Source organism: Gallicola sp. Sow4_E12 (assembly GCF_052116305.1).
Taxonomy (GTDB): Bacteria; Bacillota; Clostridia; order Tissierellales; family Peptoniphilaceae; genus JBQKLI01.
In genome coordinates this window covers 46,563-69,507 of sequence record NZ_JBQKLI010000002.1, presented here as the reverse complement: position 1 = coordinate 69,507, position 22,945 = coordinate 46,563, and the positions used below count along the sequence as shown (strand labels likewise).

Here is a 22,945-nt window from a genome sequence, read left to right as displayed (position 1 = left end):
CAAGGTAAATGGTATACTAGTAGAAAGAAATACAAAGGAGACCATTGAGTGGAAACCCAAGCAGTATACGAACATAATTCATATTTAAAGAATCTAAAAGCAAAGATAATAGATATTCGTTATAAAGACAAAATAGAACTGCTTTTTGATAAAACGGTTTTTTATCCGGAAGGAGGCGGTCAGCCTTCTGATACCGGGTATATCTTAGCAGGAGATGAAAGGGTCGAAATCATAGATGCGCAAGAAGAAGAGGGAAAGATTTGGCATACCGTTGAGAAGGGAGAGCATCTTCGTATAGGTCTTGAGGCGGAACAGTTTATTGACTGGGATAAAAGATTTCAAAATATGCAGTCTCATAGCGGGGAGCATATTTTCTCGGGACTGCTTTCTAAATATTATAAAGCTAATAATACCGGCTTTCATATCGGCAAAGACTATTTTACCTGCGACTATGATATTGAATTAAGCAGGGAAAAGCTTCAAGAGATTGAAATACTTGTAAATACAGTCATTCAAAAAAATATTCCGATTGATTCTTCTTATCCTTCCCAAGAAGAAATTGAAAAGATTGACTATCGGAGCAAAAAAGAGATCGACGGACCCATTCGAATTACTGCAATACCGGAGGTAGACAGCTGTGCCTGCTGTGGAACCCATGTGGGATCCAGCGGCGAGATCGGATATATCAAACTGATATCTTATGAACGCTATAAAAAAGGGATACGCTGTACTTTAAAGGCGGGGATGGCTGCTGTGAAATATTCTGTTTCAGCTAGTGATATCGTTGAAGAGATCGGGAGAAAATATTCCTGTTCTATGGGAGATGTCATAGATCGTTTAGAAAAGACCGAAAAAGACAAAGAGACTCTCTTAAATGAAATAAAAGTATTGAAAAAAGAGAAAATACTAGCTGTATCGGAAAAGATCGAGAAACAGGAAAATCTTTATTTAAAACTTGATGCGGATATGGAAGACGGGAGAGTGATAGCGAATGAGCTTTTATCTAAATGCCGAAATCTGTTTTTGCATTTAAATAAAGATCAGTTCTTAATTGCATCGAGGAAAGAACAGGCGAAGGGTATCTTTGAGGAAATGAAAGAAAATCTGCGGGGAGGAGGATCTTCCTCTATGGTACAGGGAAAAATAGTAAAAGAGAACGAAAATATGGAGAAGGATTTTTATTCTTGTGTAGAGAGAAATTTAAAAGAAGAAATGTAATTTTAAGAGGTTGTTATGATATTTAAGATGGTTTATTTTTTATTATATATCGTGCTGATTTTTACTCCGATCGGATTTTTATGGACATCGCTGCCGGAGTCCTTCGGAATAAGTTCGAATATGATTCCATTATTGAACTATATCCTTTTAGCGATAATAGGAGTTGTAGTTTTTAGAAAGGAGTACAAAGACTCTTTTCTGGAATCTTTTAAGAACAAAGGGAAGTTTTTCGTTCGACAGGCGGCAGTTTATATCGGAACGATTGTTGTCGGAGCAGTGCTAGTAAATATATTCAAAATCCAGTCGGCTCAAAATCAGGATCTTGTTACAACAGCCTTTAAAAAAGTGCCAAATCTTCTCTTTATTCTTTCTGTTGGGATAGCCGGACCCATCACAGAGGAATGTATCTATCGAGAAATATTGATTGGAAAGGTGGGCAGGAAGATTAATAAGACTGTTATGTCTATAATTTCCATCCTACTCTTCGCTTGGGTTCATGTAATGTTTGCGAATCTGAAAGAAATCGTGGTATATCTTCCCATGGCAGCGGGTTTTGTGTATTTATATTTAAAAGACAATGGAGGATTGTTCTCATCTACAGCAGGACATATATTCAGAAATTCTCTGTCGGCAATATTAATGATGTTTATTATCTAAAAGGAGCTTAGAAATGAATCAGTGGAAAAAGAACTTTCGTAATATTCTTGTTCTAATCAGTCTTAGTTTGATCATAATATTTATTGTATTTGTGTTCAATCAGTTTGCAGAGCTTTATAGGAATGTTGCTGGCTTTAGTGAAAACTTTGCAGCAGTCCTTATTGCAGTGATTGCTTTTATTATTGCCGGTACAATTACACTTTCTCTTGTGAGTTTTTTCCGTTATCCAAAAGTCTTGGAACTTCCGGAAAATCCGAAGGATGAAGAGTATAAAAAGTACGTAGTGGATGTCTATGATCGTCTGCAGAGAAATAGAATCTTAAAACAAGAAGGTTTCAAGTGGTCAGGAGAAATCAGCACAGAAGAAATTATGCGGGCTTATGATGTATTGGAAGAATACAGCGATTCGGTGATTGCACAAAATGGAAATGCAGTATTTTTAACAACGGCGATCTCTCAAAACGGAGTCCTCGACGGTGTTGTTATACTGGCGACACTGATGAAAATGATGTGGACGATTACTCGTATTTATGAAGGGCGTCCGAGTATTGCACGAATGATATTTTTATATACGAGAGTAGCCGGAGTGATATTTATTGCCCGAAGTATAGAAGATTTTGATATTATAGAAGAACAAATAGAGCCTCTAGTTGCATCGATCATTTGAGGAAGTGTCCTTTCTCTTATTCCAGGGTCTGTTCAGATAACGAATTTAGTAGTGAATTCGTTAATGGAAGGATCTGTAAATGCTTTATTGACGTTAAGGGTAGGGATTGTAACGCGGAAGTATTTAACAGCTATGACGAATCCATCTAGAAAGTTTTTAAGAAGAACCTCATCTTTGCAGGCTGCAGGGATGTTGGGAGGAATTATCCGCACAAATTCAGTAACGATTATAAAATCCTTCGCAGGAGCAGTTAAAAACGCTACTGTCACGAAGGCAACAAAATATAATCCATTTAAATAAGACAGGTGTTAGTATGATAATAAAAAGAATAGTATTAATTCTGGCGATGGCTCTTATCTTTAGTGCTTGCGGAGAAAAGAATATAACAAAGCAGGAAACTCCGATTCAAAAAGAAGAGCAGCCGAAGGAAGTTCAGCCGGAAGAAAACAAAAAAGAATATATTCGTTATGAAGGGAAATTCGAACTGCCTGTAAAAGGATCAACGGGATTTACGACTATTCCAAGGGAACTTTTCATAGAACCGGAATTGGAAGCAGACATACTTGGTACTATTCCAGGAGGAAAGCCTTTTGAAATAGTTGAAGAAATAGAAGGCTGGTGGAAGATTCGGTACGAACAGCAGGAAGGCTATGTAGAATCTTCTTATTGCATGATCAATCTCCCGGATGTAGTTCCTTCTATCGTCTATGATGGAATCAATACTTACGCTTCCAAAGATCGTTCGTCAAGAAAAGATATCCCAGGTGTTACAGGTCAATTAATATACCCTGGAACAGATTATAATGAACGCTTTTCTCAGGAAAGATTTATCCTTCCAGTCCTATACGGGACAGCAAAGAAAATCCATAATATCCAGCAGGAAGCGTTGGAGAATGGAGAAACTTTAGTGGTCTACGAAGGATATCGGCCGTTAAGTGCTCAGGAAGTTATGGTAGATGGACTTGAAAATTTAGCTTATAATGATGAAGAAGTGCTGGCAGGCATTGAATCGCCGCCTTGGTCTATGGATTGGTTTGCGGGAAGAGGTGTATCGAATCATCAGTATGGTTATGCCATTGATTTGTCTTTAGCATTAATCAAGGATCAAAGAATGGAGTATTCCGGAGACTACGAATATTTGGAAGTGACAAAACACTCGGATTTTCAAATGCCTACAGCAATTAATGAATTGAGCACAAGATCGATCGTTTTTACAGAACCTGTAAAACCATCTTCTTCTGAAGAATGGAAAAATGCGAAACTGGCACCTACGATGACCGAATATGCTATACGCCTCCAAAAATACTGTACAGATCATGGCTTGACGCCGTTAGCCTCTGAATGGTGGCATTTTAATGATCTAGCAGAAGAAGACAAAATGACAAATACAGACTTTACAGGGCAGTATGTATATAAATCGCTCCGAAGCAAACCGCCTGTTAAATTGGGGGATTAAAAGAAGTGTGGCCGATCATTTCTAGCCAAGAATGTAAAAACACCATTCTTGGGAAATGATCGGCATGAGCTAGACCTAACTAGTGTTTTTGAAAAAACTTTAGTAGGTCTGGTGCAACTCGTTCTCCAAATGAGTTTTTCCATTTGGCGAAGAACGATCTGCTGACCTGCGTGCAAATCAAAATACTACTTGACTTAAAGAGGGCTTCATAATGTGATAGAGGGGGAGGGGAGTTGTGGTTGAAAAGCTCCGCTTTTCTTTTGTTATATCAAAATGAATTTTTATAAAAACAAAAAATAGTCATGAAATAGAACGGGTTTTTCTGATTGAGAGACAAATAGATTTAAGAATTATGGTTTTAGGGGATTGTGCTAAAACAAGAGAAAAGATAGGAAATGGGGTTGAATATGGAAATTATTTGGACTAGAGATCTAGAGAGCAAAAGTTATGCAGAGGGGCTGCGGCTTCGCAAGGAAGTGTTTGTGAAAGAACAAAAAGTGCCGGCGGAAGAAGAAGTGGATGAGTTCGAAAAAGATTGCTATCATCTTTCTATTTATGATGGAGAGGAGGCTGCGGCTACAGGAAGAATTCTTCCAAAAAGCGGAGAGAAGGTTAAATTTGGACGAGTTGCAGTTGCAAAAGAGAAACGTGGCACAGGACTTGGCAAACTTGTGATGGAAGAGATGGAAAAGAAGACTCTAGAATTAGGATATAAGAAAATCATTCTAGGCGGTCAGCTCTCAGCAGTTCCTTTTTACGAAAAGCTGGGATATACTCCTTACGGCGATATATTTCTAGATGGGGGAATCGAACATAGAATGATGAAAAAAGATTTAAGAGAGGAGTAAATCGTGGAAATTATCATCCGAAAAATGGAAGAAAAAGATCTTCCTTCAATGATCCGGATATGGAATGAAATCGTGAAGGAAGGAATTGCCTTTCCTCAAATGGAGGAATTACAAGACGGCCGTTTCTTTTTAGAACAGGATTATTCTGCAGTTGCGCAAATCAATGGGAAGGTTGAAGGTCTTTATATTATTCACCCCAACAGTATTGGAAGGTGCGGCCATATTTCGAACTCTTCCTATGCTGTTTCGAAAGCTGCTAGAGGAAAAGGTCTCGGCAGGAAATTGGTAGAGCATAGTTTAAAACAAGCGAAAGAATTAGGATACAGAATCCACCAGTTTAACGCTGTTGTAAAAACGAATTCTTCAGCTCACGCACTGTATGAAAGCTTGGGATTTATAAAGATTGGTGAAATACCCGGAGGGTTTTTGATGAAAAACGGTACGTATGAAGATATCGTGCTATACTACTATTTTTTAAAATAGGATTCGTACTGGAAGGGAGAGTAGAATGGATGAAAATATTATAAATATTCTAAAAAACCTTCCTAAAAGTCCCGGAGTTTACGAAATGCTGGATTCTTTTCAGAGGGTTATCTATGTAGGGAAATCGGTCAGTCTAAAAAATAGAGTCAGTTCTTATTTTTTAGAAAATCCGAAATGGCATAAAGCTAAAAATATGCAGCCTTTTATAAAAGATATTGCCATTACCAGAACGGACACAGACTTAGAAGCCCGTTATTTAGAATGCAGAAAGATACATTTACTGCAGCCTTTTTATAACAGTCAGATGAAAAGATCTAGAAGGGGATTGTATTTGTCTTTTGAGAATAAAAAAGAGCCCCTTAGCATTAGTTATACCAAATCTGAAGAAACGGTAGGTCCGCTTAAAAACTTCCATAGTTTAAAGAGGCTTATAAGCGATCTATCTTGTTTATATCCGATTCATAAACAAGATGGAAATTATATTTTCTTTTATTCTCCGATACCTGTAAGAAATTCTGGAATAGAATTAGAACAGACGAGGAGAGTTCTAAAAGACTGTTTTCAAAATCCGGACGAGTATGAACTGTTTTTAGAGACTTTAGGAAACAAAATGAGAGAATCATCCGCTTCCTTTCATTTTGAGAGGGCAGCTTTTTATCGAGATTTAATTCAATCATTAAAAAATCTGGAAAGAGAAGTCCATGAATTTTCGAGGTTTATCCGTAAAGAGTATTTTTTAATTATACAGATAGAAGAGGGGCAGAAAATATTTTATCTGCGGCATGGAATTATAGAAGAAAGCTGTTTTCTTATAAATGGAAGGTATCAGAACATTCAGTTGGAGGAAAGGATAGAAGATCCTAAGCTTAGAATAAAACTTCAAAGGGTAGTCTATCATTTTATAAGTTCTTATGAGCAAGAACATTTAACGGAAATAAAATAAAGCGCTTTCATGCGCTTTATTTTTCTTTGTCGTAAAAATGACCTTTTTTCTCTTTTAGAATTTCGATTTCCTCTGGAGTCGACTCTCTTCCCAGGTCATCGTTTTGATAAGGGTAACGGCCAAATTTTTCCAATACTTCACGGTGTTTTCTTTCAAACCATAGGAGATCCTCATCGCCGATTTGTTCGTAATAAGGCATCGCCCAGTCATGGAGCTCCAAGGACTCGGAATGCATAAAGGGAAGCACTGCGAAATGTTTTTCTTCCATTTCCAACTCGCCGTACAAGGGATGTGTTACCAGCTCTTGAGCTAAAGCGATTGCCATTTTATCCTGTGTATAAGTTCGGATATCCTCTCGCCACAGATTCCTTGAGAACTGGTCTAGTACAATGATTTCAGCTAATCTCCCTCTTACATTTTCTCTCCACTCTACAAGCAGCCCTTCGGAGGCAGCTTTCCATGTGTCTAAAAAATTTGCTCTGATTTTTTCGTCAAATTCATTGTTTTCTTCAAACTGCAGCGGAATGTGTTCCGGATCAAACCAGAAATCTAATACTTCTTGCCATGTTGCTATTTTCATAAAAATCTCCTTTCAATCATTCTAGTACTAATTCGTTATAATAATACCCTAATTTATGACCGTTTACCCATGAGAGAAATTCAAAAAAGAAAGAGCCTTTTAAGACTCTTTCTTTATGAAAAAATATGTATTATTCTGCTGATTTTTCAGTAGGAGTTTTCCAGTAATGGAATTCTTCGACTTTAAACTGAACCACAGTCACAGATGAATCATCTTTCGGTAATTTTAATAATTGTTCTGCCATTTCATCCCAATACTCGTCTATTAGTTTTTTGTCTTGGCTCCAAGTATATTTTCCCTGCAATACAAGAAAAGTATTCTCTTTTGTTAAAGTCAAATTGACGATAGTTAATGTTTGTAATAGAAGATACAGTTCAGAATTTCTTGAAGTTAATAAGAAAATGGTGCCATCCTTATTATCGTGTACTGTCATCGGTCTGGAATAGAGATTTCCATGATCTACGAAATTGAAAAACACTACATCTTCTCTTTTTATTAAGTCCGTTAAAGCTGCTTTTTTCATCATGCCCTCCTTATTCTTTTTATCCATTCTATCTATTTTATATATTTCCCAGATACATCCTGTCAATCACAATAGAGTCTTAAAAGAGAGGAACAGTAAAAAGAGCATTTTAAATTTTCTGACATATGATATACTGTAAGAAGTAAGATAAATTATCTACAAAAATAAATTATTATATGAAGGGGTGTTGTATCATGGCAGGATCACATATGATTGCAGAGAACAGCAGAAAAGTTGTGCCTTATGGTAGAATTAGAACAGTTTCAGTATTTACGGATATCGATAATTCTGATTCAAAATTCAACTATGAATTTTTCTTTGAGGTAAATCCATATTCTCGTTTCGTTATCAGCGCAGAAGGTAATTCTAAAGAAGAAGTAGTTTCTGATATCGAAAAACAAATGGATGAATACTATAATAATATTCCAGTTTGGAGCCAAACTTGTTTTGATATTCTTAATGATAACGAAGAACCGGAAGTAGAAATGGTGTCAAGAAGAGATCTTAACGGTAAAATCTATTCTTTTGAAAAAGTTTTAGAAAAAGATAATGTGGAACTTTTCAAAGGAAATGTTAAGGAAGATCTATATTCTAAATATTATTTTGAAATCAAATTAGAAGATGGGGGAAAAATCAGTATTTATTCGACAGGTTCCGAGGAAGAATCTTCTAAAAACCGCTTAATTAACGAGATTAACAAGTATATGGCTTATATTAAAGAAGATCTTGATTGGGCAAAAGAATATTTAAAAGAAGATGCTAAATAAAATTTTTAAATCCAATGGGAAGCCATTAGATTTTTTTGTAAGGTGAAGTATGAAATATAGATGCGGAAAATGCGGACATGAGAAAAAGGTCAGTACAAAATCCTTTCAGTGCGAATGCGGCGGGTTGTGGATATTAGAATATGAGCCTATTCTAAAAAAAGAGGATATAGATCAAAGTGTATGGAATCAATTTCGATATCATAGGTTTATGGCGTTAGAAGGAGAAGAGTGGAGAGAAATCACCTTAGGAGAAGGGATGACGGATATTGTAAAAGACGGGGATCTTTTGTTTAAAATGGACTATATGATGCCGACATTGTCTTTTAAAGATCGTGGAGCAGCAGCCTTGATAGCCCATTGCAAAAGGTTGGGGATAGAAGAAGTGATTCAGGATAGCAGCGGTAATGCGGGCAATAGTATCGCAGCCTATGCTGCAAAAGCCGGTATACAATGCAATATCTTTGTTCCAGAAGGGACTTCTCCAAAGAAAATAGAAATGATTGAAAGCAATGGAGCAAAAGTTGATATCATACCGGGCTCCAGAGATCATTGCGCAGAAGCGGCTCGGGAAAAAGCAGAAAAGGAACAGATCTTTTATGCAAGCCATGTATATAATCCTTTCTTTTATGAAGGAACGAAAACATATATCTATGAAGTTTTCGAGCAGTTAAAGCGGATTCCAGACAATATTATGATTCCTGTAGGAAACGGAACACTGTTTTTAGGGATTATGAAAGGATTAGAAGATTTAAAAAGAAGCAGCTTGATTGAAAAAATGCCGAAAATCTACGCTGTGCAAAGCGAAGGCTGCAATCCTCTTGAAAGGGCTGCAAAAGAAGGGCTGAATGCTCCGGCTAAAATCATTCCTAAAAAAACAAAAGCAGAAGGGATCGCTATCGGAATTCCTTTAAGAGGGGAAGAGATTTTAAAATATGCGAAAAAGCATCAGCTGCAGTTTTTAACGGTTTCCGAGAATATTATCGGCAAAGCACAGTCTCTTTTAGCACAAAAAGGAACTTATACAGAACCGACTACAGCTGCGGTATACGGAGCCTATTTAGAACATCAGAAAGAATTTGAAATCGGTGAATGTTTAATCTCCCTTTGCGGTGCAGGATTAAAAGGGAAATAATATGAATGTTTTATTAGAGCTGGGAAATATTTTTAGAATTGGGGCTTTTGTATTGTATGGGCTGATGACCTTTGAGAAAAAAGTATTGTTCTTTCGAAATGACCGTATCTATTTTATAGGGATATGCATTTTAAGCGGTTTTGGTTTTTTTCCTTCCATAGTGAGGATACTTCCCTTCGTTAATTAGCAGGGAATACGAGGAGTGTTGGGGATTGTATTGGGGATGCTTTTTTCAGGACTTCTTGTAATCGGTTTTTCTAAATGGAATAAAAAAGATTTCGACGGATACAATCATCTTGCTGCAATGATCCTTTTTATTCTAATGGTTCAATGGTTCCTCCTGACTTCTGCAGCCAATACCTGAGGCGGCAGTGTCTGCTGGCAGTAGAAATGAGAGGGAAATCAGCATTAAGGCGTTATATTGTTTTGCTGATTTCCCTTATTTTGGATATAATATTAGAAACAGTTTATCTTGTGAATAATTAAAGAAAGTGGGTAAAAAATAACTGTAGAATTATCTTAAAAAGTAGGTGATTTTGTGTTTGCTAAAAGAGAAATTGTGGAGGAAAAGGCGGAAAGTTCGCTAAATATTCCCGGATTGTTAGAGACCATTATAGTCTCAGGGATAGAACAGCAGGCATCGGATATTCATTTTGAAATGTATCAAAACAGGCTTCGAATCCGTTTTCGGATAGATGGCAAATTGTATAATCACCTTTTGATGGAAAAAGAACATCATTCAGGAATCATCGCTAGAATAAAAATTCTGTCCGGTATGGATATAGCTGAAAAACGTTTACCTCAGGACGGGAGATATACCTTTGAGATAGAAGGACGGGAAGTCGACATGAGAGTTTCATCCATACCGGCAATAGCAGGAGAGAAAATTGTAATTCGAATTCTCGATCCTATAAAATTTCAAAGATCCATAGAGGATTTAGGAATTACTAAAGAGGATGGCAGGCAGATAGAAGAACTTTTGCGATATGAAAATGGCATTGTCATTTTAGCAGGTCCTACTGGATGCGGAAAGACAACTACACTTTATTCACTTATTAGAGAACTCAATCAAGAAGAAGTTAATATCGTAACAATAGAAAATCCTGTAGAGTATAAAATGGATGGTATTAATCAAATTCAAGTTCATGAAGAGATCGGGCTGACATTTAGCAGTACCCTTCGTTCTGTTTTAAGGCAGGATCCTGAAATAATTATGGTCGGGGAGATTCGAGATTTAGAAACGGCTCAAATAGCTATTCGAGCGGCGATAACAGGTCATAGAATATTTACTACAGTGCACACAAACGATTCCTATTCTACAATTGTACGACTATTGGATATGGGAATTGAAGCGTACTTATTAAAATCAAGTATCAATGGTATTATTTCGCAGCGCCTTGTAAGAAAGCTCTGTCCCTATTGTAAAGTCCAAGAAGAACCGAATATAAAAGAACAGCAGTTGTTAAAAAAATTCGGGAAAACAGGGTCTGTTTATAGAGCTGTCGGCTGCGACAGATGTCATGGCGGTTATAAAGGACGGGAAGCGATTATGGAAATCCTTCCTATAGATCAGGATTTTATGGATTTAATTCATGAAAAGACCGACAGCAAGTCTCTTCGAACCTTAGGAAAGAAGAAGGGTATCCGTTCGTTGTTGGACAAAGGAATGGATTATGTTTTAGAGGGAAGAACCACGGTAGAGGAAGTGGCAAGATTAATGGTAGAAATGGAGTAGGTTATGGATATTCAAAGAAGTTCTATTCAAAAACTTCTGAACACAGAAATTTCCTTCGGGATAAATCGAAAACAGCTCAGTATTTTTCTCCGCCAGTTTTCGGCGCTCTTAAAGGCGAAAGTAAGTGTAGATGAGGCCCTTGCACTTCTAAGTTCTCAAAAAGAACTAAAATCGCTGCAAAAGATATTAACAAATGTACATAAGAAAATATTAGAAGGAGAAAGTCTTTCAATTGCGTTCCAAGGTGAAAAAATACCGGGCTCTTTATTTCTTTCTATGATTCGTGCAGGGGAAGAAACGGGAAGATTATCTGTAGTACTAGAGCAGCTGTCTTATTATTATGAAAGAGAATACGAAATGAAACAAAAGATAAGCCAAGCATTGGCTTATCCTATTATTTTATTAGGCACTTTGTTTTTAGTGTTGTTTTTTTTATTCCAAAATGTACTGCCTACATTTGTGAATTTATTTGAAGATACTGGAAATAATCTTCCCATATCAACACGGATATTAATAGATATAAGTTCGTTTTTTAACCATTACGGTATATTTCTTATAGCGATATTTGCTGTGCTGATTATGATTGCAGCGATATTGTTGAGAAATAAGAGGTACAGACAGAAGACGGATAGAATAATCTTTTTTATCCCATTTATTTCAAAATATCTTATTCAAATCCAAACAGGCCATATGGTTAGAACCTTGTCCATTTTAAATAAAAACGCGATTCCTTTCTTAGAGTCTTTAAAGATTACAGCGGATGGAATATCAAATCTTCACTATCAAGAAGAGCTGTATGGAATGATAGAGAAGATTGCAGAAGGAGAGGATATTTGGAGGACGTTCAGCGGTAAAAAAATCTTTCCGGATATTTTGGTCTCTATGATACGGGTAGGGGAAAATACTGGAGACCTAGGCGGTATATTAGACGAAACAGCAGTGTTTTATGAGAAAGAAACAGAATATGCTTTAAAAAGCCTTGTAAGCATTTTAGAGCCAATGCTGATTATAATGATGGCAGTTGTGATCGGATACATCGTCATTGCTATCGCCACACCGATGTTTGACTTAATTAACAACTATTCTTTCTAAAAATAACATGATTTTTCATGATGATATAGATAATATTATGAAGGAGGAAATTATGATATGAAAGCAGCAGTTTTAAAAAGGAAGAAAAGAGGATTTACGCTTATTGAATTAATCGTAGTGATAGCTATTCTTGCGATCCTTGCAGCTATTGCCATCCCGAGATACAACGAATCGAGAGCAAAATCAGCAACAACAGCTCATAATTCTAATGTTCGGATTTTAGAAGGCGCAGCACAGAATTACATAGCGAATGAAGGAGCCAAGGAAGAAACATGGGTGACTGGTTCAGAAGCAGGGGAAAAGATCAAAGAATATGTAGACAAACCAGAAGAGATTAAGGTGCCAAAAGGAGCAAAAAATAATGATAAAACCGATGTCACTCCTGATTATTATACAGTGGAAATTGAGGCAGATGGTACAGTCAATGTTACTCCAGCGGCAGTAGCGCTTGATTAATATGATTTATCTTATCGCTTTTACTTTTGGACTTATTTGGGGCAGTTTTTTCAATGTCTATGTATCGAGAAGGATTGCAGGAGAATCTCTCCTGTGGCCTCCTTCTCATTGCGATAATTGCGGAAGAAAACTTTATGGATGGCAGCTGGTACCAGTCTTGGGATATGTATTTCAACAAGGGAAATGCAGATTTTGCGGCAGTACAATCCCTCTAGAATATACAGTCTTTGAAATGATTCATGGTGTTATGGCAGTACTGTTATTCCTCTATTATCCAATAGCAGAAGGACTGCTATATTTTTTTAGTATCAGTGTTTTAGTTGCCATGGCTCGGATCGATTACACATCAGGAGAAGTTTATTTACAGGATTTGGTAATTTTATGTCTGCTTTTTGTTTTACAAGGGATAATGAAAGAGGTTAGCTGGGTAAAAATGGCAGTCTTTATATCGCTGTTTCTATTATCCTTCTTTACACTCCAAAAAGAAAAATATATCGGAACAGGGGATATCTCAATATTTATCTTAATCGGAATGAATATGACATTATTAGAAGGATTTGGTTTTTTTCTGCTCTTTTCCATACTAGGGGGGATTGTTGGATTGTTTCTTTTGATGACGGGAAGAGACCGGAAAGATGAAATTCCCCTTGTTCCAATAATAACCGCAGCTTACATTTTGTATCTGCCATTAAATATTCCGATTTATTATTTTTTGGGGTGGGGGTTATGAAAAAAGGCTTTACATTATTAGAACTTCTTTTAGTGATTTCTTTAATAGGAATCCTGGTATCTGTAGCCGTTATGCGTTTTGATTTCTTTACAGAAATATCCGAGAAGGTTGAGATAAGAACGATGGTTAATCAGTTAAGATTTTCCAGAAACAAAGCAATTTCATCAGGTAAAAGAACCTATGTAAATTTTACGGATGAGGGGGGTAATTTCATTGTTGTTTTATCCAGTGAGGATTTTTCAGATGGTAAAAAGTATACATATATAAGAAGAGCAAAGTCGATTGGCAAGGTTGAATTTTTAAAAAGCGGAGCGCCAGACAGAGGAGAAACTTTGATTTTTGTTGGTAAAAATAGAGAGTATGAAATAACTATACAGCCGGGAACTGGCTATATTCGTTGGAGCAAATAATATGAGAAGAGGATTTACATTAACAGAAGTTTTAGTGGGTTTGTTTATATTGGGACTTATTGCTATGTTGACGCTGCCCAATATTAATAGAGCTTTAACTCTTGAAGAAGACACACATGAAAAGGTTCGGCAGATTCTGTATTTAAAATCTGTGATGGCAAGAGTTAAAGGAAATATGCTGGAGAATAGAGATCCTGAAACAGGAGTAGAAAGTCATGAAGATTTTTCTTATGATTATCGAACGGAAGAGATAGAGGGACTTAAGAAACTAACTGTCGGGGTGGTAGATGATGAAAATAAAAGAATGGAACTTGAAGTCTTTCTCCGCCGCTAAAGGCTTTACCCTGATTGAAGTATTAACGGCGATCTCCATTAGTTTTATACTGATCATGATATTGGTTCGGCTGTTGGGGTTTTCTATTGATTTAATGGATTTTACAGTTCAAAGAGATCAGCTGCTTTTTAACGGCAGAGGAGCTGTGGATTATATCGAAAGGGAAATTAATCGTTCTTATAAGATACATAGTGTAAAGGATAAAAATCATACTTCCGGGGAGGATTTGGGATTTATATTAGAGATAAAACCTTATGGGGAAACAAAGGAAGAGAGGCAGTTTGTCTTATATACCCTAAATCGCGAAAAACTAAGAAGAAGAACATTGAAAACAGATAAACCGTTTACAGAGGCAGGCGATATCAACAAAGGAAATAATATTATTGCCGAAGAAATTTCCTCTCTTCAGGGAAGCTATTACGATAGCAGCCGCCATATGATCCGCCTAAATATAACAACGACAGATAATAGGAGCTATAGCATGGAGGTGTATGTGGGAGATAAGATCAATGAAACGTAAAGGCTATATTTCAATATTTGCTTTACTTATAGGACTGCTATTGTTTACGATTATTACCTTTATGATAGTCTCCATACGCTCTCATAATAGGATCAGTACACATCAGTTATCGATGGAACAGGAGAGGCTAAAGGGAGAATCCATAGCAGCATTTCTATTAGAAGATGAAATAAAAATGAAATATTTTAAAGATTTGTTAGGAAATGATAAAGCGGAAGAAGTCGGTACAACACCTTACAGCAATGAGACGTTAGGGGTACATAATTTGATAATAACTCATAAGAAAATATCCGGCAATGAACTGCAGCTTTCTTTTAAAATAGAGGGAAAAGGCATAAAACAAACTTTTAATTTCCATCTGCTTGCAAGAGATCTGCCAATCCCTGCTTTAGAAGAAGAAACCCCTTTCCACGCTATGGATTCTATAGAGATGGAGGAGCTGCTGTCTAGTATAACCCTTAACAGCTTAACAAGAATTGAAGACAAAGCTGTGCTTTTTTCACAGGAAGGGAATGTCTATACTATCGATGAAGAGGATTATCTTGCTCTATTGGAAAAATATGAAGAATCTGAAAATCCGGAAGCGTTGTGGCAAGAGGCTCGGGAATCAGGAAAACCCATTAGCGGGCCGGTTTTTATGGATGGAGAAAGGATTCTTTTTGCTGGAATAGAAGAGATCAATATGGAAGGAATCGCTGTAGACCGAGGAGATACCCGATTTCTTGCAAAAACAAATTGGAATGGGATGTACTTTAATTATGAAAATAATGTAAAGGAAAATTTGTCTGTATTTGGCAAACTATTAGGTGAAAACAGCGGTATGGTCTTAGAATTCAAACAGGAGTTTATGGATCCTTATAAAAATATTTTTCGAAAAGAGAAAGAGCTGATCTATCACACTTCCTATTCTTATTAGGGTGTTGCAATTAATACCCTATCGCTGTATTTCTTGTGGTATAATGTCTTTAGGTGATAATTATGAAAGATCAGTTTAATCGGGAAATCAATTATTTAAGAATTTCTCTAACAGATAAATGCAATCTTCGCTGCAAATATTGTATGCCTGAAACGGGGATCGATTATGTGGATCACGAAGATGTGATGACAATTGAAGAATATTTGAAAATTGCAAAGATTTTCTACGACCTGGGGATACGGAAAGTTCGTTTAACCGGCGGAGAACCGCTCGTTAAAAGGGGTAATATTGAACTGATCAAAGGGCTTAAGGAAATCGGTATAGAGCAGATCGCTATGACAACCAACGGTATTTTATTAAAAGAAAAAGCGAAGGCTTTAAAAGAAGCAGGTCTTGACCGTGTCAACATTAGTCTGGACACTTTAGATCCTGTGAAATTTAAAGAAAATACACGAGGCGGGGATTTGGAAAAGGTCCTTGAAGGGATGAAAGAGGCGAAAAGGGTTGGTCTTCTTCCCATTAAGCTTAATGTAGTGGTGATGAGAGATTTCAATTACGACGAAGTACAAGACTTTATTGAAATGACTAAAGATGAAGAGATTACAGTCCGTTTTATAGAACTGATGCCTTTAGGGGAAGCACTGAAATATAAAGATCAATTTGTTTCGAATGAAGAAATCATCGAGAAATTCAAATTGATTCCCATTCCTCCAAAGGATATATCCAGTCCTGCAAAATATTATAAGATCGACGGAGGCAAGGGTGAAATAGGCTTTATCAATCCTGTGTCCTGCACCTTCTGTGCGAACTGCAATCGGATAAGACTCGACTGCAAAGGAAGCATTTTGTTATGCCTTCACTCAACAAAGAGAATTGATCTTTTAAAGCCTCTTCGGGAAGGAGAGGATGTAGAACAATTATTAAGGGATGCAATTTTCGACAAACCGGAATCTCATCATTTAGAAGATGGAGATTACAACCCAGATCAAATGAATACTATCGGAGGATAATAGATGGAACTAACACATTTTAACGAAAAGGGACTTCCTAGAATGGTAGACGTCTCAGAAAAAGAAGATACAAAAAGAAGAGCAACTGCTGCTTGTACAATTCACATGAAAAAAGAAACAGCAGATAAAATAAAAGAAGGTTCCATAGCAAAGGGAGACGTGCTTTCTGTAGCACAAGTGGCTGGGATTATGGCTGCGAAGAATACAAGCCAGAATATTCCTATGTGCCATAATATTTTAATTACGGGAGTAGATCTTGATTTTGAGATCCACGACCAGTCGATAGAAATTTTTGCAAGTGCAGATACCACTGGAAAAACAGGAATTGAAATGGAAAGTTTAAATGCTTGTGCTATGGCGGCCCTTACGATTTATGACATGTGCAAGGCAATAGACAGAGAAATGCGTATCGACTCTTTAAGACTTCTTGAAAAAGAGGGCGGACGATCCGGCCATTTTAAGGCTTCGGATTCTAACAAGATCGGAAAAGTTTTAGAGGTGAACATTAGTGAAAGAAAAGGTGTGATCAAGACGCCAGTAGAAGTAGGGAAATTGAAGGTGGATTTTGGAATAGAAGGAGATGCCCACGGCGGAAAATGGCATCGCCAGGTCAGCCTTCTTTCTCAAGAAAGTATCGATAAAATGAAGGCTATGGGTCTTCCCGACTTAAAGCATGGCGATTTTGCGGAAAATATTACAACAGAAGGGTTAGTACTCTTTGAACTGCCGGTAGGAACAGTTTTCACGATGGGCTCTGCTGTTATGGAAGTCACTCAGATCGGGAAAGAGTGCCATAAAGGATGCGCTATTAAACAAAAGGTAGGAAACTGCATTATGCCTACGGAAGGGATCTTTGCTAAAGTCCTTCATGAAGGAGAAGTTCGCCAAGGAGATGAAATCAGAATTTTAGATTTATAGTGAGGTAAATAATGTATTCTAAGATTAACACCTGTGTGCTCCAGGGCTTAACAGGATATAAAATCGAAGTGGAGGCTGATATCTCAAAGGGACTTCGGTCTTTTAATATGGTAGGGCTTCCGGATACTTCGATTAAAGAGTCTAAAGAAAGAGTAAGGGCTGCCATTGCAAACATCGGTCATAGTTTTCCAAGGGGGAGGCTGACTATAAATCTTGCACCGGCAAATCTAAAAAAGGAAGGTTCTCAAATGGACCTGACCATTGCTGTTTCAATCCTTACTGCTATGGGAGAAATTATCGAGCCGCCTTCAGAAGAGGTGGCTTTTCTTGGTGAGCTTTCTTTAGACGGAAGGATCCTTCCAGTTGAAGGGGCTCTTCCCATGATTATTTCACTGCAGAGTTTAGGGCTTAAAAAGTGTATCATTCCTTTAGAAAACAAAGAAGAAAGCTCTATGGTCAAGGGGATTGAACTGATTTGCGTTGAGGATTTAAAGGAAGTTGTAGAGTATCTGAATGGGGAAAGAAAGATCGAGCCTTTTGTATCCGACGGGCTCTTTGAGTTTGAAAACAGGGAAGTCTTTGATATCGATTTTAGCGATATTAAAGGGCAGCTTATGCTCAAAAGGGCTATGGAAATTGCAGCGGCAGGAGAACATAATCTTTTGATGATCGGACCGCCTGGCTCCGGGAAAACTATGGCAGCCATGAGACTGCCTTCCATTCTGCCGAAGATGACCTTTGAAGAAGCTATCGAATGTACAAAGATCTATTCTGTATCCGGGGAGCTTGGAAAAAGGAAAATGATTATACATAGACCCTTTAGAGATCCCCATCATACATCCTCCAGTGTTTCGATTATCGGGGGAGGAAGAATACCGAAGCCGGGAGAAATTTCCTTGGCTCATAACGGAGCATTGTTTTTAGACGAACTTCCAGAATTCAGCAAATCCACGATAGAAGTGCTAAGACAGCCCTTAGAAGAAAAGAATATTACAATCGCAAGAGCCCAAGCAAGTTTGACCTATCCTGCAAATTTTCTCTTTATAGCAGGAATGAATCCCTGTCCCTGCGGCTACAATGGAGATCCGAACCACGAGTGTAACTGCTCTGCGGGGCAAATTCAAAAATATCTGAATAAAGTAAGCCGCCCGATTCTTGATCGGATCGATATTCATGTAGAAGTTCAGCCGGTAAAGTTTTCGGAACTTACAGATAAAGGCAAGGAAGAAAGTTCCGATGCGATTCGAGAGCGTGTCCAGAAAGCACGAGATATCCAAAAGAAGCGTTTCGAAAAGGAGAATATTTCTACAAACGGTCTTATGAGTTCAAGGCAGATTCGAAAGTATGTAGTTCTTTCAGAAGAGCTGGAAAAGGTAATCCAGACGGCTTTTCAAAAGTATAAATTTTCCGCCCGTTCCTTTAATAAGATTCTAAAACTTACAAGAACCATAGCGGACTTAGAAGGAAGCGAAGAGATAAAATCAGCTCATCTTATGGAAGCGATACGCTATCGGACGATCGATCAAAAGTACTGGGGTTAATAGTATAAGCATATTATCCAGGATATAGTCTTCCGGCTGCATAGGAACACATGTACTGAAATTCTTAAATGAAAATAATGATTCCCGATAGAGGGGGGTAAAAGTGAAATTCTCCATTATATAAATGAAGAACACAGGAAAGGATAGAAATGTATTGTATCCACCTCAAATTTTATCTGCTGCTATGATTGGTTTATATCTCTGCCTGATCTTTATTTAAGGGTACTAGCTTATATTGATGAATATCGCCCCAGTTGTAAAGATCAATTAATGCAGGGATTAGTTCTTTTCCCGAGTCAGTAAGTTCATATGTAACTGAGGGAGGGACTGAACCTTTGGATTTTCGGATAATGATATAATTTTGTTCTAACTCCTGGAGACATCGTGTAAGCACAGTGTTTGATATACCATTTAAATGCCGCTTTAGCTCATTATAATGAAGTATTTTGTAATGTGCTAGATGCCATAGTATGGGAATTTTCCACTTGCCCCCTATCAACGACATCGCATAAAGGATAGGGCATTTTTCTTCATATGGATTTTCAAAAACGAGTTTCTTTTTCGCCATGGTTATTTTCCCTTCATATAATTTAAAGAAACAAAAATGTGCGTACTTGTCTATTTGTTTCTACTTGATATACTAACTCTAGTTGCAATTAAGCGAGAAGTCAACGTTTTATAGTACTATGGAATACTTATTATATGGAGGGTAAAATGGAATTTAGTAAATTGGCAGAGGAAAGATATTCCTGCAGAAAGTTTTAGAGAAAAAAGTCGAAGATGAGAAAATTGAAGCGCTGATTGATATCATACACCTGGCACCAAGTGCAGAGAATCATCAGCCGATACGTGTCTGGGTGGTTCAAAGCGATGAAAAGTTAGACAAGTTGAAGGAAATTACAAAATTTCATTATAATGCACCCCTATCTATTGCGATAGGTTTTGTTCCAGGAGAAGCTTGGATAAGAGAAAGCGACCAAAAAGATATGGGAATCGTTGATGCTAGTATCGCGGCAACATCTGTATGGTATGCGGCGGCGGATCTGGGATTAGGATGTGTCTGGGTGTCATCATTCGACACTGAAAAACAAAAAGAGTATTTTCCGGAAATGAAAGAGTGCGAAATGGTTGCGTTCATGCAAATAGGGTACCCTGATCCCAGTGGGAAAAAGGCAAAATGGCACTATGAGAAAAAAGAAAAAGCGGATATGTTTTTTGAGTTATAGTGATCAGGTTAAAGTCAGTTAGAAAAACCTATTGTTAGGATTCGGTGAATAAATATTTTTGTTTTTATAGGGGATTTTCCAAAACCTTGGATTGAAGGAAATGATATTGAGCCGTAAAAAGCAGCTGATTTATCTTAACATAATAAATAATTTTTATAATAAAAGGAGTTGTATAGATGAAGGTACTTGCGTTAAATTGCAGTCCGCGTAAAAACTGGAATACTGCAAAATTACTTAAATCAGCACTGAAAGGAGCAGAATCTGCCGGTGCAGAAGTCGAGTATATCGATCTGTATGGTTTGAACTTTACTGGATGCAGAAGCTGCATGCTGTGCAAAAGAAAAGATGTTGAAAGATGCCGCTGTTATTGGAAAGACGATCTTTCCCCTGTTATCGACAAGGTCTTTTCCTCAGATGTTCTTTTTATAGGCAGTCCCATCTATTTAGGGAGACCTACAAGTCAATATTTTGCTTTTATGGAGAGGCTGCACTTTACATCCCTTTCCTATGATGATTACAGCAGCTATTTTAAAGGGAAAGTAGATGTTGGAATGTTTTTGACGATGAACGCAACAGAAAAGTTTTATGAGCAGTTGTACAAGAAAGAGTTCGAAGATTATGCGAATGAATTTCGTATGCTAAACGGCGATGTTTCTTTATATCCGGTGTTTAACACCCTCCAAGTAAAGGATTATACGAAGTTTGATATGAGCGGCTTTAACGAAGAGGTGAAGAAGGATGTTCATGAAGAGAAATTTCCTATCGATTTAGAAAATGCTTTCAATATGGGTGTTTCCTTGAGCAAATAATACTTCAAACCAGTGCAGTCTGTTCACTAGAATAGGCTGCTTTTTATTATTTTTATCCTCGTGTTACAATAAAAACAGCTGTTAAAATCAACAACGAGATTTCGAGAACGGTTTTGGTTTCTAGAAAATATAAAATAAAAACAATTTTATAAGAGATTTTAGTCCTATAGAGGCTAGGGTGAAAGTTTTAAAGCATAATAAAACGATGTATAACACTGAAACAGATCAGTAGGGAGAGCGGAATGAAAATAGTTGTAACAGATTCGAAATTTGTAAATCCTGGAGATTTATCTTGGAAAAAGTTTGAGGAGTTTGGCGAAGTCGAAGTTTTTCAAGATAACGAACCTGAAGCTTTGAAAGCCTGCGAAGATGCAGATGCTGTATTGATCAATAAGACGAGGATAGATGAAGCCTTCTTAAAAAGCTGTCCAAAGATTCGGTATATCGGAGTAACAGGAACAGGCTACGATGTAATCGATGTAGAGGCCTGTAGAAAAGGAAATATTGTTATCAGCAATTGTCCGGAATATGGAACAGATATTGTGGCAGAATATACCTTCGGGCTTATTCTTCAGTTAAGCCATGAGTTTGATAAACATGATACAGCTATTAGAGAAGGCAGATGGAACGAGGAAAGCGGGTACTGCTTTTGGCTGAATAATCCCTTTGAATTACAAGGGAAAACTTTAGGCATCATCGGCTATGGGAGAATTGGAAAGAGGGTTTGCGAGCTTGCCAAGGCCTTTAAAATGAAGGTTTTAGTTAATAATGGGATAGAAAACTCAGAAAGAGAAGTTTCTTTAGAAGAGCTTCTTACGCAGTCGGATATTGTAACTCTTCACTGCAATCTGACAGAAGAGAATAAAAGATTTGCAAACAAAGAATTCTTTGATCGAATGAAAAAGGAAGCCTATTTTATCAATGTTGCCAGAGGCGGTCTTGTAGAGGAAGAAGATTTAAAACAGGCTCTAAATGAAGGAAAGATAAAGGGAGCTGCTGTTGATGTTGTTTCAAAAGAACCTATTGAGAAGAGAAATCCTCTTCTTGATGCTCAAAATCTCTTAATCACCCCTCATATAGCCTGGGTGGCGAAAGAGGCGAGGGAACGAATTATAAATATCAGTTATGAAAACTTAAAAGCTTTTCTCGAAGGTAGTCCTCAGAATAGAGTAGGAGAATAGATGATGAAACTTCAGAACGAATTATTGATAAGATTGATAACGGACGCAACACTAGTCCTAGCGCTGACAGCGGCGATTGTTATTACAAATTTAGCTCTTCCGATTAAGATATTATTAGGTTTATGGCTTATAATAGAGATTATAGCAGTATACAGAAGTATAAAAAGGTGGAAGGATCAATAGTTTTAAGTCATAATAGGATAGGAATAGAAGTGTTTTCTTGGAACCCACTTTAAAAATCAGGATGGCTGCGTCATTTTGATGCGGCTTTTTTTATGAGGAGGAATTATGAATACAAGGTTTTTAGCAAGACAGGCTGCTGTAGCAGCGATTTATATGGTTTTAACGATTGTTTTATCGGGGATATCTTACGGTCCTCTGCAGTTTCGGGTATCAGAAGTAATGACCCTTCTGCCTTTTTACAATAAGGAATATATCTGGGGAATTACAGTCGGGTGTATTCTAGCGAATATCGCCAGTCCTTTTGGAATTGTGGATATTATTGTCGGATCTTTTGCAAGTTTTCTAGCAGCAGTAATTATGAGCCGGATGAAAAATATTTGGCTGGCTTCTTTAATGCCTGCGATTACGAATATTCTAGTGGGTGTGCAGATTGCCTTAATGAGCAGCGAACCGTTGAATTTTTTCGTTGTAACAGGGCAGATTATGCTCTCCCAGTTTATTATCGTAACGATTATCGGTGTTCCCTTATTTAAAGTTTTAACGAAAAACAAATCTTTTGTAAATATGCTGGAATTAAATGATAAAAAGAGCTTTAGAAGCTAAAGAGAGC

Annotated in this window: 31 protein-coding genes; 28 read left to right on the top strand and 3 right to left on the bottom strand. The window is 37.3% G+C overall.

The window, feature by feature from the left end; translation table 11 throughout:
* Positions 1-48 precede the first annotated feature (48 nt).
* The 8 genes from ACTQ46_RS01490 (at position 49) to ACTQ46_RS01455 (ending at position 6,272) form a co-directional block, all read left to right on the top strand.
* Positions 49-1,218, top strand: a complete 1,170-nt coding sequence (locus ACTQ46_RS01490) for an alanyl-tRNA editing protein (protein WP_441746949.1) — start codon at positions 49-51, stop codon at positions 1,216-1,218.
* A gap of 15 nt (positions 1,219-1,233) precedes the next feature.
* Positions 1,234-1,875: a CPBP family intramembrane glutamic endopeptidase gene (locus ACTQ46_RS01485; protein ID WP_441746947.1), complete on the top strand. Its 642-nt coding sequence runs from the start codon at positions 1,234-1,236 to the stop codon at positions 1,873-1,875.
* A gap of 13 nt (positions 1,876-1,888) precedes the next feature.
* Positions 1,889-2,542: a hypothetical protein gene (locus ACTQ46_RS01480; RefSeq protein ID WP_441746945.1), complete on the top strand. Its 654-nt coding sequence runs from the start codon at positions 1,889-1,891 to the stop codon at positions 2,540-2,542.
* A gap of 63 nt (positions 2,543-2,605) precedes the next feature.
* Positions 2,606-2,842: a hypothetical protein gene (locus ACTQ46_RS01475; RefSeq protein ID WP_441746943.1), complete on the top strand. Its 237-nt coding sequence runs from the start codon at positions 2,606-2,608 to the stop codon at positions 2,840-2,842.
* Positions 2,843-2,855: 13 nt separating this feature from the next.
* Positions 2,856-3,998 (top strand): SH3 domain-containing protein, encoded by a 1,143-nt coding sequence (locus ACTQ46_RS01470; protein ID WP_441746941.1) that lies wholly within the window; start codon positions 2,856-2,858, stop codon positions 3,996-3,998.
* Positions 3,999-4,405: 407 nt separating this feature from the next.
* Positions 4,406-4,846 (top strand): GNAT family N-acetyltransferase, encoded by a 441-nt coding sequence (locus ACTQ46_RS01465; RefSeq protein WP_441746939.1) that lies wholly within the window; start codon positions 4,406-4,408, stop codon positions 4,844-4,846.
* 3 nt (positions 4,847-4,849) lie between these two features.
* Complete coding sequence (locus ACTQ46_RS01460) at positions 4,850-5,329, top strand: GNAT family N-acetyltransferase (RefSeq protein WP_441746937.1); 480 nt, start codon at positions 4,850-4,852, stop codon at positions 5,327-5,329.
* 25 nt (positions 5,330-5,354) lie between these two features.
* Positions 5,355-6,272 (top strand): UvrB/UvrC motif-containing protein, encoded by a 918-nt coding sequence (locus ACTQ46_RS01455; RefSeq protein ID WP_441746935.1) that lies wholly within the window; start codon positions 5,355-5,357, stop codon positions 6,270-6,272.
* A gap of 16 nt (positions 6,273-6,288) precedes the next feature.
* Here the strand turns inward: ACTQ46_RS01455 and ACTQ46_RS01450 are convergent, their stop codons facing one another.
* Both ACTQ46_RS01450 and ACTQ46_RS01445 read right to left on the bottom strand, forming a co-directional pair.
* Positions 6,289-6,852 carry a DUF924 family protein gene (locus ACTQ46_RS01450; RefSeq protein ID WP_441746933.1) on the bottom strand — a complete coding sequence of 188 codons (564 nt, stop codon included), beginning with the start codon at positions 6,850-6,852 and terminating at the stop codon, positions 6,289-6,291.
* 130 nt (positions 6,853-6,982) lie between these two features.
* The gene (locus tag ACTQ46_RS01445) at positions 6,983-7,375 is read right to left on the bottom strand and encodes a pyridoxamine 5'-phosphate oxidase family protein (RefSeq protein ID WP_441746931.1); all 393 of its coding nucleotides are present in this window, start codon (positions 7,373-7,375) and stop codon (positions 6,983-6,985) included.
* 194 nt (positions 7,376-7,569) lie between these two features.
* Here ACTQ46_RS01445 and ACTQ46_RS01440 point away from each other — a divergent pair, with 194 nt between their 5' ends.
* The 15 genes from ACTQ46_RS01440 (at position 7,570) to ACTQ46_RS01370 (ending at position 18,936) form a co-directional block, all read left to right on the top strand.
* Positions 7,570-8,142, top strand: coding sequence for a hypothetical protein (locus ACTQ46_RS01440; protein WP_441746929.1), 573 nt, complete (start codon positions 7,570-7,572; stop codon positions 8,140-8,142).
* A 49-nt stretch (positions 8,143-8,191) separates the two neighbouring features.
* A complete protein-coding gene (locus ACTQ46_RS01435; protein ID WP_441746927.1) occupies positions 8,192-9,274 on the top strand; it encodes a threonine synthase in 1,083 nt (360 codons plus the stop codon).
* Position 9,275: 1 nt separating this feature from the next.
* A complete protein-coding gene (locus ACTQ46_RS01430; protein WP_441746925.1) occupies positions 9,276-9,461 on the top strand; it encodes a hypothetical protein in 186 nt (61 codons plus the stop codon).
* Positions 9,462-9,479: 18 nt separating this feature from the next.
* A complete protein-coding gene (locus ACTQ46_RS01425) occupies positions 9,480-9,638 on the top strand; it encodes a hypothetical protein (protein WP_441746924.1) in 159 nt (52 codons plus the stop codon).
* Positions 9,639-9,812: 174 nt separating this feature from the next.
* Positions 9,813-11,009: a GspE/PulE family protein gene (locus tag ACTQ46_RS01420; protein ID WP_441746922.1), complete on the top strand. Its 1,197-nt coding sequence runs from the start codon at positions 9,813-9,815 to the stop codon at positions 11,007-11,009.
* A 3-nt stretch (positions 11,010-11,012) separates the two neighbouring features.
* The gene (locus tag ACTQ46_RS01415; RefSeq protein WP_441746920.1) at positions 11,013-12,101 is read left to right on the top strand and encodes a type II secretion system F family protein; all 1,089 of its coding nucleotides are present in this window, start codon (positions 11,013-11,015) and stop codon (positions 12,099-12,101) included.
* Between the two features lie 57 nt (positions 12,102-12,158).
* A complete protein-coding gene (locus ACTQ46_RS01410) occupies positions 12,159-12,557 on the top strand; it encodes a type II secretion system protein (RefSeq protein WP_441746918.1) in 399 nt (132 codons plus the stop codon).
* A 1-nt stretch (position 12,558) separates the two neighbouring features.
* On the top strand, positions 12,559-13,287 hold the full coding sequence (locus tag ACTQ46_RS01405; protein WP_441747204.1) for a prepilin peptidase: 729 nt from the start codon (positions 12,559-12,561) through the stop codon (positions 13,285-13,287).
* On the top strand, positions 13,284-13,697 hold the full coding sequence (locus ACTQ46_RS01400) for a pilus assembly FimT family protein (protein WP_441746916.1): 414 nt from the start codon (positions 13,284-13,286) through the stop codon (positions 13,695-13,697). The genes ACTQ46_RS01405 and ACTQ46_RS01400 overlap by 4 nt, the downstream gene beginning before the upstream one ends.
* Before the next feature lies 1 nt (position 13,698).
* Positions 13,699-14,031, top strand: a complete 333-nt coding sequence (locus ACTQ46_RS01395) for a type II secretion system protein (RefSeq protein ID WP_441746914.1) — start codon at positions 13,699-13,701, stop codon at positions 14,029-14,031.
* Complete coding sequence (locus ACTQ46_RS01390; RefSeq protein ID WP_441746912.1) at positions 13,988-14,551, top strand: PulJ/GspJ family protein; 564 nt, start codon at positions 13,988-13,990, stop codon at positions 14,549-14,551. The genes ACTQ46_RS01395 and ACTQ46_RS01390 overlap by 44 nt, the downstream gene beginning before the upstream one ends.
* The gene (locus ACTQ46_RS01385) at positions 14,541-15,467 is read left to right on the top strand and encodes a hypothetical protein (protein ID WP_441746910.1); all 927 of its coding nucleotides are present in this window, start codon (positions 14,541-14,543) and stop codon (positions 15,465-15,467) included. Before ACTQ46_RS01390 ends, ACTQ46_RS01385 begins: the two co-directional genes overlap by 11 nt.
* Before the next feature lie 62 nt (positions 15,468-15,529).
* Positions 15,530-16,477, top strand: a complete 948-nt coding sequence (gene moaA, locus ACTQ46_RS01380) for a GTP 3',8-cyclase MoaA (protein WP_441746908.1) — start codon at positions 15,530-15,532, stop codon at positions 16,475-16,477.
* 3 nt (positions 16,478-16,480) lie between these two features.
* Positions 16,481-17,395 (top strand): cyclic pyranopterin monophosphate synthase MoaC, encoded by a 915-nt coding sequence (gene moaC, locus ACTQ46_RS01375; protein ID WP_441746906.1) that lies wholly within the window; start codon positions 16,481-16,483, stop codon positions 17,393-17,395.
* 11 nt (positions 17,396-17,406) lie between these two features.
* Positions 17,407-18,936, top strand: a complete 1,530-nt coding sequence (locus ACTQ46_RS01370; RefSeq protein ID WP_441746904.1) for a YifB family Mg chelatase-like AAA ATPase — start codon at positions 17,407-17,409, stop codon at positions 18,934-18,936.
* A gap of 193 nt (positions 18,937-19,129) precedes the next feature.
* Here ACTQ46_RS01370 and ACTQ46_RS01365 read toward each other — a convergent pair whose 3' ends face one another.
* A complete protein-coding gene (locus ACTQ46_RS01365) occupies positions 19,130-19,504 on the bottom strand; it encodes a winged helix-turn-helix transcriptional regulator (protein ID WP_441746902.1) in 375 nt (124 codons plus the stop codon).
* Between the two features lie 160 nt (positions 19,505-19,664).
* On the opposite strand from ACTQ46_RS01365, the gene ACTQ46_RS01360 reads away from it, so the two are divergent.
* From ACTQ46_RS01360 to ACTQ46_RS01340, 5 genes are all read left to right on the top strand, one after another.
* Entirely contained in the window at positions 19,665-20,162 is a 498-nt protein-coding gene (locus tag ACTQ46_RS01360; protein ID WP_441747202.1) for a nitroreductase family protein, read from the top strand.
* Positions 20,163-20,338: 176 nt separating this feature from the next.
* Positions 20,339-20,971, top strand: a complete 633-nt coding sequence (locus ACTQ46_RS01355; RefSeq protein ID WP_441746901.1) for a flavodoxin family protein — start codon at positions 20,339-20,341, stop codon at positions 20,969-20,971.
* A 242-nt stretch (positions 20,972-21,213) separates the two neighbouring features.
* Entirely contained in the window at positions 21,214-22,152 is a 939-nt protein-coding gene (locus ACTQ46_RS01350) for a D-2-hydroxyacid dehydrogenase (RefSeq protein ID WP_441746899.1), read from the top strand.
* On the top strand, positions 22,153-22,335 hold the full coding sequence (locus ACTQ46_RS01345) for a hypothetical protein (RefSeq protein ID WP_441746897.1): 183 nt from the start codon (positions 22,153-22,155) through the stop codon (positions 22,333-22,335).
* A 105-nt stretch (positions 22,336-22,440) separates the two neighbouring features.
* Positions 22,441-22,938 (top strand): QueT transporter family protein, encoded by a 498-nt coding sequence (locus ACTQ46_RS01340; RefSeq protein WP_441746895.1) that lies wholly within the window; start codon positions 22,441-22,443, stop codon positions 22,936-22,938.
* Positions 22,939-22,945: the final 7 nt, after the last annotated feature.